The sequence below is a fragment of the Aminobacter sp. DSM 101952 genome (assembly GCF_001424795.1).
Taxonomy (GTDB): Bacteria; Pseudomonadota; Alphaproteobacteria; order Rhizobiales; family Rhizobiaceae; genus Aminobacter; species Aminobacter aganoensis.
This window is the reverse complement of the sequence record NZ_LMCL01000002.1, coordinates 54,464-65,919: the sequence shown is the minus strand read 5'-3', so window position 1 is coordinate 65,919 and position 11,456 is coordinate 54,464. Positions and strand designations below refer to the sequence as shown.

Below are 11,456 nucleotides of genomic sequence, written 5' to 3'. Positions count from 1 at the left end.
GAAAATATCCCGGGAGGATTTCATGAAGAGACTGCTCGCCTCGCTCACGGCCGCCGCAACCCTTGCCGTGTTCCCGCTCGCCGCCAACGCGCAGACCTATCCCGAACGCACCATCACCGTCGTTGTGCCGTTCTCGGCCGGCGGCCCGACCGATACGGTGACGCGCCTTGTCGCCGAATCGATGTCCAAGGATCTCGGCCAGCAGGTCATCGTCGAAAACGTCGGCGGTGCCGGTGGCACGCTTGGTGCCGGCCGCGTCGCTTCGGCCGATCCGGATGGCTACACGCTGCTGCTCCACCACATCGGCATGGCCACATCAGCCACGCTCTACCGCAAGCTCGCCTATGACACGCTGAACGCCTTCGAATATGTCGGCCTGGTCACCGAGGTGCCGATGACCATCGTCGCCAAGAAGGATCTGGCGCCGACCGACCTCAAGGGCCTGGTCGAGTATGCCAAGGCCAACAAGGACACCGTCACCGTCGCCAATGCCGGCATCGGTGCTGCCTCGCACCTGTGCGGCATGTTGTTCATGAGCGCCATCGGCACGCCGCTGGTCACCGTTCCCTACAAGGGCACCGGCCCGGCCATGACCGACCTGCTCGGCGGCCAGGTCGACATCATGTGCGACCAGACCACCAACACCACCAAGCAGATCCAGGCCGGCACGATCAAGGCCTATGCCGTGACCTCGCCTGCCCGCCTCGACGTCCTGAAGGATGTTCCCACCACCAAGGAAGGCGGTCTCGACGGCATGGAAGTCGGCATCTGGCACGGCGTCTACGCCCCCAAGGGCACCCCTGCCGAAGTGACCGAGCGCCTGTCGCAGTCGCTGCAGAAGGCGCTCAAGGATCCGAACGTCGTTGCCCGCTTCGCCGAGCTCGGCACTGCGCCGTCGTCGGATGCCGACGCCACCCCGGCAGCGCTGAAGGCAAAGCTCGAAGGCGAGATCGCGCGCTGGAAGCCGATCATCGAGGCCGCCGGCCAGTTCGCCGACTAAGCTGAAGGGTCCAACGGGGCTGGGTTGAGAGACCCGGCCCCTCACCCGGCCTCCGCTACGCTCGGCCGCCTCTCCCCGTTGGGAGAGGAGACTGTCGGCGCAGGCGCCTTCCTCTTCTCCTCAAGTGGGAGAAAGTGGCCGCAAAGCGGCCAACCGTGGGGGCGCTTCCTGATGGATCCCCAGAGAGGGCAACCATGAACAAGCTTTCCATCGATCCCACCAACGGCGCCTGCGGTGCGATTTTCGTCGCCACCGGTGCCTTCTTCGCCATCCAGGCGCTGGGCCTCGAGCTCGGCACCACCTTCCGCATGGGACCGGGCTACTTCCCGCTCGTGCTCGCGCTGGTGCTGATCCTGCTCGGGCTCATCGTCGTCGTCCAGGCCACCCGCGTCGCCGGCGAGCCGATCGGCCCGATCGCCTGGCGCGGCATGGCCTTCATCCTGCCGGCGCCGGTCTTCTTCGGCCTCACCGTACGCGGCCTCGGCTTCGTGCCGTCGATCTTCCTCACCTGCCTGATCGCCGCCTTCGCCTCGACCCGGATGAAGCCGCTCGCCGCCGTGCTGCTTGCCGCCGGCGTGACGCTGTTTTCGGTCGTCGTATTCAGCTACGCGCTCGGCCTGCCGTTCCAGCGCTTCGGCCCCTGGCTGCCGTTCTGAGGGGGATGAGATGGAACTCTTCGACAATCTCGCGCTCGGCTTCTCGACCGCCTCGACGCTTTACAATCTCGGCTTCTGCCTGATCGGCGTGCTGCTCGGGACGCTCATCGGCGTGCTGCCCGGCATCGGCGCCACGGCAACGATCGCCATGCTGTTGCCGATCACCTTCCAGATCGGCGATCCGGTCTCGTCGCTGATCATGCTCGCCGGCATCTACTACGGCGCGCAATATGGCGGTTCGACCACCGCCATCCTGATCAACATGCCGGGCGAATCCTCGTCCGCAGTGACCGCCATCGACGGCTACCAGATGGCCCGAAAGGGCCGCGCCGGGGCAGCACTTGCCATCGCGGCCATCGGCTCCTTCTTCGCCGGCACGGTCTCGACCTTCCTCGTCGCGATCTTCGCCCCGCCGCTGACGGCCATCGCCCTGCAGTTCGGAGCGGCCGAATATTTCTCGCTGATGGTCGTCGGCCTCGTATCGTCGATCGCACTCGCCCATGGCTCGGTCATCAAGGCCCTGGCCATGGTGGTTCTGGGCCTGCTGCTCGGCCTCGTCGGCACCGACATCTACACCGGCACGCCGCGCTTCACGCTCGGCATCCGCGAATATGCCGACGGGCTCAACTTCGTCGCGGTCGCGGTCGGCGTCTTCGGCGTCGCCGAAATCCTGCGCAACCTCGAAAGCGAAAAGACCCGCGAAGTGCTGATGGCCAAGGTCTCGGGCCTGATGCCGACGCGCCAGGATTTCCGCGAAATGGCAGCGCCCATCCTGCGCGGCACGGCCATCGGCTCGGCGCTGGGCATCCTGCCGGGCGGCGGCGCGATCCTCGCGGCCTTCGCCTCCTACACCGTGGAAAAGCGCGTTTCCAAGCACCCCGAAGAGTTCGGCAAGGGTGCAGTCGCCGGTGTTGCCGGTCCGGAATCGGCCAACAATGCCGGTGCGCAAACGTCGTTCATCCCGATGCTGACGCTCGGCATCCCGGCCAACCCGGTCATGGCGCTGATGATCGGCGCGATGATCATCCAGGGCATCGTGCCCGGCCCCAACGTCGCGACCGAACAGCCGGCGCTGTTCTGGGGCATCATCGCCTCGATGTGGATCGGCAATTTGATGCTGATCGTGCTCAACCTGCCGCTGATCGGGCTGTGGGTGAAGCTTCTGACCGTGCCCTACTACGTGCTGTTCCCGATCATCATGGCGTTCTGTGCCATCGGCGTCTACAGCGTCAACTCCAACGTCTTCGACCTCTATGCCGTCGCCTTCTTCGGCCTGATCGGCTACGCGCTGGTCAAGCTGCGCTGCGAGCCCGCGCCACTGCTGCTCGGCTTCGTGCTCGGCCCGCTGCTTGAGGAGAACCTGCGCCGCGCCATGATCCTGTCGCGTGGCGATCCGACCACCTTCGTCACCCGCCCGATCAGCGCCATCCTGCTGGCGCTCGCAGCCGCCGTGCTGATCGTCGTGCTGTTGCCGGCGGTGCGCAAGAAGCGCGACGAAGTCTTCGTCGAAGAGGAATAGGCGCTCCACGCATACTTTCGCGAAAGAACAACGGGCGGACTTTCCGCCCGTTGACTTTTTCGGAGCAAAGGCAGTGACTTGGCGCGCTCGTCCAACGGAGGCGGTGATGCGTACTTTGTGGTCTGCATTGATTGTTGCCTTTTTCGCCCTGTCAGCCTGGCCTGCCGGCGCAGAAGAACGATGGCTGGCCTTGCCGGACCCGGCTCCGATGCCAAAGGCCGACGAAAGCGGCTATGCCAAGGTCAACGGCATCGAGATGTACTACGCCGTGTATGGCGCCGGCGATCCAGTCCTGCTCATCCATGGCGGCCTCGGCCATGCCGACATCTGGTCGAGCCAGGTCGCGGAACTTGCCAAGAGCCACAAGGTGATCGTCGCCGACAGCCGCGGCCATGGCCGCTCGACACGCGACGCCCAACCCTTCGGCTACGAACTGATGGCCTCCGACTATCTGGCCCTGCTCGACCACCTCAAGATCGACAAGACGGCACTCGTTGGCTGGAGCGACGGCGGCATCATCGGCCTCGACATCGCCATGAAGCACCCGGAACGACTGACCAGGCTCTATGCCCACGCGGCAAACGTCACCACCGACGGTGTCGACCCAGGCGTCGAAACCAACAAGACCTTCGGCGCCTATATCGAGCGCTCCGGCAATGACTATCGCCGCTTGTCGAAGACGCCGGACCAGTACGACGCATTCGTCGCGCAGATCAGCGAGATGTGGAAAACGCAGCCCAACTGGACCAAGGAACAACTCGGCAAGATCACCGTGCCAACGGCCATTGTCACCGGCGATCATGACGAGGCGATCAAGCGCCAGCACACCGACGACATGGCATCCGCCATACCCGGCGCCAAGCTGATCATCCTGCCGGATGCCAGCCATTTCGCCATGCTGCAGGCGCCTGACGAGTACAACAAGTCGGTGCTGGCCTTCATCGACCAGAAATAGGATTTCCGCACGGCTCGCCGGCAAGTCTCACGCACCAGCAGCGTGCGGCTTGCTGCCGTGCGTCGGCATCACCAGCGCGCTTCCCGCCCCCAGGCCGTCAAATGGTGTATGGAGAGCCGAAGCCGCCGACTCGCGCGGCCAGGCAACGGCGGATATCCAGCATGGCAATCAAGTTCACGGCAAAGGCGGCCCCGGTCGCGGCGAAACCTGCGCCTGCCAAGGCAGCACCGTCAGCCCCTTTGGCAGCGCAGGAAGCAGGGGAAGCCGCCGCGCCAAAAGCCACCAGGAAACCGGCCCGCAAGGCGCCGAAAACAAAAGCGGCGACGCAATCGCCGCCGCTCGATTTCAACGATACAAAATAACCGCAAGCGCTTGCCGGGCTTGCAAGATCGCCCGGCTCGCGACTGCGCGTCGTTACGATCCGACGGTGACCACGAAGTGCTTCGTCACCGGCTCGATGATCTTCCAGGTGCCCTTGAAATCCGCTTCGACGACGAATGCGTCGCCCGGACCGACCTCGACCGGCTCGCCGCCGTCCGGCGTGATAATGATGCGGCCCGAGATCATGTGGACGAACTCATAGTCCGTGTAGCTGGCATGGTAGGTGCCTGGGGTCGCCTGCCATGTTCCCGACAGGACCTTGCCGTCCTGGGTCTTGTGCTGGACGGCGGTCTTCATCGTCGGCTTTCCTTCGACCACCACCCAACCCGGCAGATCATTGGCATCGGCATTTTCCACTTTGCCGAACTTCAGGACAGTCTTGCGTGTCATGGTAAAGGTCTCCCGTTCTAATCAGACAGTTCTGAATAGCCGACAGATCAACAAGAGGCAACTTAGTTTCCTGATACTAAATTTTTGCCGGATTTTTTTCCCGCTCGACCACTGAAACGGCCAAGCTGATCTTCAGTTGAGTGAGTGTTCCCTCCGGCTGCTGCGAATGACAACGGACCGCGATTTGCACAACCGATTTTCGGGCCCGCACAACGCCAGTTGACGAAATCGCCTAAGTAGTTGAAACGACTAGCAAGCGGACGTGGCGGAACTGGTAGACGCAAGGGACTTAAAATCCCTCAGCCTAGGCTATGCGGGTTCGATCCCCGCCGTCCGCACCAGCAAAATGCCCCGCAATTTCACCTTTCCAGGCGTGCATCCGGCGCCGGCGCGACTGGCAGCCGAGGTTCCGTGACATAATTGCCACGGCCACGTGCTTTCGTAACGTCAACACCACACCGAAAAATTGCAGAATATTTCACACTGAAATACAACTTCACCGGGTGGGAGTGAGTGGGGAGTTGCGTAATGCACTACAATTGGGAACGCGCACCATACTTTTGGGAAAAGCATCGTAACGCCTGTTTCGGCCTTGCAGCCGCCATCTGCGGCGCCTGGGTGATACTGGCGATCGTGCCGCTCTGACAGCCTAAATCGCCGGCAGAGCCACAAGCCGCAACGCGGCATGCAACCAAATGCGATGGCCAACGTTTGAGCCGGCATGGCCGCCTCGACATCCTTTGCGCGCCCGGTCGTCGTTGAACTCGGCCGCGCCGGAAACTACCGCCACATCACGGGTGCGCGCGACGCGGCCGAATGCCTGGTGACTGCCTGGCCGCTGAGCCGGGGCCCGCGTCACCGCAACGCCGTCCTGACATGCCTGAAGGTGCTCGAGGGGCAACGCCCGTCCGAGGATGCGCGGCGGGCCTTCGTCGAGGCGGCGATGGAAGCAGAGGTGCCGATAGCGGCATCGTCATGCAGCGAGGAACAATAATGGCAAAGCTCGTCTATGAAGTCGTCCAGCACGACGGTGGCTGGGCCTACAAGGTCGGCGACACCTTTTCGGAAACCTTCCCGACGCACGAACACGCCCTCCGCGCCGCAGAGACGGCGGCGGCAGAGCAGCGTGTCGCCGGCTCCACGGACGGCATCCAGTACGAGGATCGGGACGGCCGCTGGCATGACGAGCTCGCCAAGGGCGACGACAGGCCGGACACCGAGGTTTCCGACTAGCTGCCAGCACCATCGCTGGCGTGCCCCCAATGAGCAGCACTATCCCGTAGCTTTGTCGACCGGAGCGGCAAACGCCTTGGCCGCGATGCGCCGGATCAGCCCCGCGACCCGCTTCGGCTCGACGAATTGCGGCATGTGCCCCATGCCCTCGACCAGGTCGAGTTCGAGGTTGTCGATGCGCTCGGCCAGCGGCGCGCCATGAAGCCGGTGGTCGAGCACGCGGTCGGCGGTGCCGAACATCACGCCGACGGGCAGCTTCAGTTCGGCATATCTGGCCTCGACCGCGCCGAGATCGCTCTCGATCGCCACCATGTCGGCCGACGTGGCGTAGAAATGGCTCGGCCTGAGCCCGGCAAAACCACCGCCTGCCGTGCCGTAGTCCTTTGGCGCCGCCTGCGGCGAAAACAGGAAGGCCAGCGTCTGCGACGCATATTTCAGGCTCGCCGGTATCGCCACGGTCTCGGCAATGATCCGGCGCCGCAGAGCCGACTTGATGTAGAGCGACCTGAATTCAGGCCGCAGCTCATCTTCGAGATGCGTCAGCGGTGACAGCAGCACCAGTCCGGAAACTGACTCGGGGTGGTTCTCCGCCAGTGCCAGTGCCACGGCACCGCCGAGCGAATGGCCGACGACCAGTGGCTGCTCCAGCCCGAGTTCGGCGATGAAGCGCGCGATCAGCGCGGCCTGCTCGGTCAGGCTGCCCGAAAATCCGCCAGGACGCGAGGAGTAACCCGAACCCGGCCGGTCGAGCGCGATCAGCCGGAAACCGGCCAATTCCGGAAACAGCGGCTGGCGGAAGTGGTGCAGTTGGGCGCCGAGCCCGTGGACGAACAGGATCGGCCTGCCCTCGCCCTGTTCGACATAGTGGATGCGGTGGGCCCCAAGCGGCAGAAACTTGCCGATGGCCGGCACTGCGCGCGCGGCCTGGGTGGAGATCTTGCGCGTCGCCAGCACGAAATAGCCACCGACAAGAGCCACCGCCAGGAAGGCGAGGCTGGCGATCCAGCCGAAAATCGTCGTCGCGGTCGCCATCGAACCTCCTGCAGGCAATGCCCGCAACTTAGCGGCGCGCGAGGCAGGCTCAAGCCCGTGACATGCAAAACGGGCGGCCTTGCAACCGCCCGTTCACAAAAATCAGTGCAATTCGAAGCTGTTAGGCAACTTCCTTAACAGCGTTCGAGCCCTTGCCGTGCAGGCGGATGGCGATCTCGGCCACGCGCTTGCCCTGGAAGTGGGCACCTTCGAGCTCCTGCGCCGAAGGCTGGCGCGAGCCGTCGCCGTCGGAGGTGGTGGTCATGCCGTAAGGCGCGCCGCCACGGACCACGTCGTTGCCCATCTGACCCTGGTAGGCATAGGACAGCGGCACGATGACCATGCCGTGGTGCTGCAGGTGGATCTGGGCGTTGATCAGCGCGAGTTCCGCGCCGCCATGCTGGGTCGCGGTCGAAACCATCACCGAGCCGACCTTGTCGAGCAGCGCGCCCTTGGCCCAGAGCGGGCCGGTCTGGTCGAGGAAGTTCTTCATCTGCGAGGCCATGGTGCCGTAGCGGGTAGCGGTGCCGATGATGATGCCGTCATAGTCGGCCAGTTCGAGCGGATCGGCGATCGCGGCTTCCTGGTCGAGCTTGTAGTAGGCAGCCTTGGCCACGGCCTCGGGAACCAGTTCGGGAACGCGCTTGATGGTCACGTCGGCGCCGGCAGCACGCGCGCCTTCGGCAGCGGCCTTGGCCATCTGCTCCATGTGGCCCCAGCTCGAATAATAGAGAACAAGAATCTTAGCCATTTCATCGCTCCAAAATCTCGGGAAAATCTCGCGGCGCCACTTGGGTTGGCGTCTGGGGAGAGATGTAATGCAAAGCCCGTTCAATGAAAGCAGGCCAATGCGTGACGCATCGTTCACAAAATGGCGACTATTGCCCGCTTGCGCGAGCGGCTGTATCTGACATCGGTCCAAAAGGAGCCCCTGAAATGGCCGACATCGTCACCGCAGCAATGGTCGTCATCGGCGACGAGATCTTGTCCGGCCGCACCAAGGACAAGAACATCGGCCATCTCGCCGACATGATGACGGCAGTCGGCATCGACCTGCGGGAAGTCCGCATCGTAGCTGACGACGAGGACGAGATCGTCGCGGCCGTCAATGCCGTGCGTGCGCGCTACGATTATGTCTTCACGACAGGCGGCATCGGCCCGACGCATGACGACATCACCGCCGACTCGATCTCCAGGGCCTTTGGCCTGCCGTGCGAATACGAGCCCCGCGCCTATGCCCTGCTGGAGGCCAACTATGCCTCGCGCGGCCTGGAATTCTCCGAAGCGCGCAAGCGCATGGCGCGCATGCCGCGCGGCTCCGCGCTGATCGAGAACCCGGTCTCGGTGGCGCCCGGCTTTCGCATCGGCAACGTCCATGTCATGGCCGGCGTGCCCTCGATCTTCCAGGCCATGCTCGACAACGTCATGCCGACGCTCAAGACCGGGGCAAAGCTCCTGTCGACCACGGTTCAGTGCCCCTATGGCGAAGGCACGATCGGCGGCCCGCTCGGCGAGATCCAGAAGGCGCACCCCGACACCATCATCGGCTCTTACCCGAAATATCTCGACGGCAAATTCTGGACCGAGCTCGTCGTCCGCTCGCGCTCCGAGGAAGCGATGCTTCGCGCCCGCCATGCCATCGAGGCCATGCTTGAGGGCATAGCAAAAGCGGCCTGAACGACTTGATGCCGAACACTTGATCCAAGTCACATTGGAACAAGTACCGGCATGATAGTGTTTCTTTGCTGAGCAGATTTCTGCCCGTGCAAAGGAGGGTGCCATGCCGTTCAAGACAATCGTTGCCATCATCCAGAGCGAGCGCGACGTCGCCCGCGTCCTCGACGTGGCCATTCCGTTTGCCGACCGGCATGAAAGCCATCTCATCGGGGTTCATGCCGAAGCGCTGGCCATGCCCTACACCACGGCCGTCGGCTTTCCCGATACCGAGTTCATCCAGGCCAATTCCGATCTCTGCAAGGAACGCGCCGAAAAGGTGCAGAAGGCGTTCCTCGGCCGGATCGAAACGGCCGGCGTCTCGTTCGAGTGGCGCAGCTTCGAGAGTTTTTCGGGCGACAGCGCCCTTTCGGGGGTCGAAAGCGCGCGCTGCGCCGATCTGGTCATCGTCGCGCAGAGCACGCCCGAGGCCAAGGACTCGGTTGCCGCTGACATCGATTCCCTGATCTACGAGGCGGGCCGGCCGGTGCTGGTGGTGCCGCATTCGGCGCCATTGATCTCGACCTTCCGGCGCGTCCTGGTGGCCTGGAACGGCAGCCGCGAAGCGGCGCGTGCCGCCTTCGACGCCCTGCCCTTCATCCTCGAGGCGGACCAGACCGAAATCCTGGTCGTCGACCCCATCGAGACGGCAGCCCAGAGCATCGACGCCGCCGGCGCGGAAATCGCCTCCGCCTTCGCCCGCCACGGCGCCAAGGTTTCGGTCAGCATCGAGGCGTCACGCGGCCACACCATCGACGCCGTCATCCACAACAAGGTCGTCCAGACCGGCGCCGACCTGCTGGTGATGGGCGCCTACAGCCATTCGTGGCTGCGCGAATTCCTGTTTGGCGGGGTCACGCGCAGCGTCCTGCAATCCGGCGACACGGCGATCTTGCTGTCGCGGTAAGATTACCGCACGACTGTGCAGCCCCGCCCTTGCCAAGAGCGGGGCTTTCCGGCTAATTCCGCCTGCATTCCCCTATTTTCGCGCCAGCTGGCGCGCCGAGCCGGAGTGCGCGTCGAATGTCCCTTCCCGAAAAAGCCTTTCCCGTATCCTGGGATCAGTTTCACCGCGATGCGCGCGCGCTCGCCTGGCGCCTCGCCGGCGTCAATCCGCAGTGGAAGGCGATCGTCTGCATCACCCGCGGCGGCCTGGTTCCTGCCGCCATCATTTCGCGCGAACTCGGCATCCGCCTGATCGAGACGATCTGCATCGCCTCCTACCACGACTACACCTCGCAGGGTCAGTTGCAGGTGCTGAAGGAGATCACGCCGTCGCTGCTCGAAGGCGAAGGCGAAAACGTGCTGATCGTCGACGACCTCACCGACACCGGCAAGACCGCAGCCATCGTGCGCGCCATGATGCCGAAGGCGCATTTCGCCACGGTCTACGCCAAGCCCAAGGGCCGGCCGCTGGTCGACACCTTCGTCACCGAAGTGTCGCAGGACACCTGGATCTATTTCCCCTGGGACCTCGGCTTCACCTACCAGAAGCCGATCGCCGAAGATCACATGGGCTGATCGCAGCCTCCAACCGACTCGACCTATTGAACGCCCGGCCCCCGCGCCGGGCGTTTTCATTATCAATCTATTTACTTTTGTTACGGAGGATTAACCGTACAATTCGTAACACGGCGACTGAGTCTGCTTCTGGGTGGGACTGCCGATGCTGATGAAGCCTGTCTATCACAGCCACCTCGTCGAGCGCATACGGCGGCTGTTCGGCGCTCCCGCATGCCGGCTTCAGGTCGCCGCCCTGCCCTGGCATCGCACCGCCTCCCGCGCCATCGAGATCATGCTGATCACCAGTCGCGACACCGGGCGCTGGGTCCTGCCCAAGGGCTGGCCGGAAGATTCCGAGCGGCTGTGCGAGACCGCCGCGCGCGAAGCGAGCGAGGAGGCCGGCCTCAGCGGCTCGGTCGATACCCACGAAGCCGGCCGCTATTTCTACACCAAGGAGCTCGGGAGCGGCGAACGGGTCGCCTGCGAAGTGCTGGTCTACCCGCTCGAGGTGCGCAAGGTCGCCGAGAAGTGGAAGGAACGGCGCCAGCGCACGCGCAAATGGGTCTCGCCCGCCGAAGCCGCACGCATGGTCAACGAGCCCGACCTGTGCCGGCTGATCTCGTCCTTCGGCGCGGCGCACGGAAAAGTCGCCGCCTGAGGCGCAAGATTCTGCCGTTGCGAGGCGTCGGCCGCGGCCTTCGCGGGGTCTTCGCGAGCAATGATGCCGGCTTCGCTGATGGACGGTTCTCCCCGTTATCCACACAAGTGACACACAAGATGTTGGGGTCACAAAAACTGCATAAACGAATTCTTGACGTTGCCCCCCGAGTCGCTTTTTATGACTCAAGCGCGCTTGTTGAGTGCGTGACCGGAAAGTTCAGAGCCCGGTCCTTTCTCCAGATTTAGTGAGTTCCCGCTCGCATTTGCACCCGCACAGGCGGGGTGCTGTCGCGCGCGGTTTCGGTATGTCCGAGGGGTCAACGGGTAAAAATTGGGGACTGGCAGAAATCTTCTGTTAACACTATATTTAGTGTTTGCAGGCAGCCTGGACGCTAGATAGTGTGAGTTCTCCCT

At 63.7% G+C, this 11,456-nt stretch carries 14 protein-coding genes and 1 tRNA gene; 12 read left to right on the top strand and 3 right to left on the bottom strand.

Annotation, left to right across the window (positions count from 1 at the left end):
* The first annotated feature begins 22 nt into the window (after window positions 1–22).
* The 5 genes from ASC75_RS03805 to ASC75_RS25825 all read left to right on the top strand — a co-directional run bounded on the left by ASC75_RS03805 (window position 23) and on the right by ASC75_RS25825 (window position 4,492).
* Window positions 23–1,000 (top strand): tripartite tricarboxylate transporter substrate-binding protein, encoded by a 978-nt coding sequence (locus ASC75_RS03805; RefSeq protein WP_055970696.1) that lies wholly within the window; start codon window positions 23–25, stop codon window positions 998–1,000.
* A 194-nt stretch (window positions 1,001–1,194) separates the two neighbouring features.
* Entirely contained in the window at window positions 1,195–1,656 is a 462-nt protein-coding gene (locus ASC75_RS03800) for a tripartite tricarboxylate transporter TctB family protein (RefSeq protein ID WP_055970695.1), read from the top strand.
* 10 nt (window positions 1,657–1,666) lie between these two features.
* Window positions 1,667–3,175 (top strand): tripartite tricarboxylate transporter permease, encoded by a 1,509-nt coding sequence (locus tag ASC75_RS03795; RefSeq protein WP_055970694.1) that lies wholly within the window; start codon window positions 1,667–1,669, stop codon window positions 3,173–3,175.
* A gap of 106 nt (window positions 3,176–3,281) precedes the next feature.
* A complete protein-coding gene (locus tag ASC75_RS03790) occupies window positions 3,282–4,130 on the top strand; it encodes an alpha/beta fold hydrolase (protein WP_055970693.1) in 849 nt (282 codons plus the stop codon).
* A 161-nt stretch (window positions 4,131–4,291) separates the two neighbouring features.
* Window positions 4,292–4,492: a hypothetical protein gene (locus ASC75_RS25825; RefSeq protein WP_156381097.1), complete on the top strand. Its 201-nt coding sequence runs from the start codon at window positions 4,292–4,294 to the stop codon at window positions 4,490–4,492.
* A 52-nt stretch (window positions 4,493–4,544) separates the two neighbouring features.
* Here the strand turns inward: ASC75_RS25825 and ASC75_RS03785 are convergent, their stop codons facing one another.
* Complete coding sequence (locus ASC75_RS03785; protein WP_055970692.1) at window positions 4,545–4,901, bottom strand: cupin domain-containing protein; 357 nt, start codon at window positions 4,899–4,901, stop codon at window positions 4,545–4,547.
* A gap of 256 nt (window positions 4,902–5,157) precedes the next feature.
* Between ASC75_RS03785 and ASC75_RS03780 the strand changes: the two genes are divergently transcribed.
* From ASC75_RS03780 to ASC75_RS03770, 3 genes are all read left to right on the top strand, one after another.
* Window positions 5,158–5,242, top strand: a tRNA-Leu gene (locus ASC75_RS03780).
* A 380-nt stretch (window positions 5,243–5,622) separates the two neighbouring features.
* On the top strand, window positions 5,623–5,895 hold the full coding sequence (locus tag ASC75_RS03775; RefSeq protein WP_055970691.1) for a DUF982 domain-containing protein: 273 nt from the start codon (window positions 5,623–5,625) through the stop codon (window positions 5,893–5,895).
* Window positions 5,895–6,134, top strand: coding sequence for a DUF2188 domain-containing protein (locus ASC75_RS03770; RefSeq protein ID WP_055970690.1), 240 nt, complete (start codon window positions 5,895–5,897; stop codon window positions 6,132–6,134). The genes ASC75_RS03775 and ASC75_RS03770 overlap by 1 nt, the downstream gene beginning before the upstream one ends.
* A 39-nt stretch (window positions 6,135–6,173) precedes the next feature.
* On the opposite strand, the gene ASC75_RS03765 is transcribed toward ASC75_RS03770, so the two are convergent.
* The gene (locus tag ASC75_RS03765; protein ID WP_055970689.1) at window positions 6,174–7,166 is read right to left on the bottom strand and encodes an alpha/beta hydrolase; all 993 of its coding nucleotides are present in this window, start codon (window positions 7,164–7,166) and stop codon (window positions 6,174–6,176) included.
* Window positions 7,167–7,287: 121 nt separating this feature from the next.
* Entirely contained in the window at window positions 7,288–7,917 is a 630-nt protein-coding gene (wrbA, locus tag ASC75_RS03760; protein WP_055970688.1) for an NAD(P)H:quinone oxidoreductase type IV, read from the bottom strand.
* Window positions 7,918–8,102: 185 nt separating this feature from the next.
* Here wrbA and ASC75_RS03755 point away from each other — a divergent pair, with 185 nt between their 5' ends.
* From ASC75_RS03755 to ASC75_RS03740, 4 genes are all read left to right on the top strand, one after another.
* Window positions 8,103–8,843 (top strand): competence/damage-inducible protein A, encoded by a 741-nt coding sequence (locus tag ASC75_RS03755; protein WP_055970687.1) that lies wholly within the window; start codon window positions 8,103–8,105, stop codon window positions 8,841–8,843.
* 103 nt (window positions 8,844–8,946) lie between these two features.
* Window positions 8,947–9,786 (top strand): universal stress protein, encoded by an 840-nt coding sequence (locus ASC75_RS03750; protein WP_055970686.1) that lies wholly within the window; start codon window positions 8,947–8,949, stop codon window positions 9,784–9,786.
* A gap of 116 nt (window positions 9,787–9,902) precedes the next feature.
* Complete coding sequence (gene gpt / locus ASC75_RS03745) at window positions 9,903–10,400, top strand: xanthine phosphoribosyltransferase (RefSeq protein ID WP_055970685.1); 498 nt, start codon at window positions 9,903–9,905, stop codon at window positions 10,398–10,400.
* 145 nt (window positions 10,401–10,545) lie between these two features.
* Window positions 10,546–11,040: an NUDIX hydrolase gene (locus ASC75_RS03740; protein WP_055970952.1), complete on the top strand. Its 495-nt coding sequence runs from the start codon at window positions 10,546–10,548 to the stop codon at window positions 11,038–11,040.
* The last annotated feature ends 416 nt before the right edge of the window (window positions 11,041–11,456 follow it).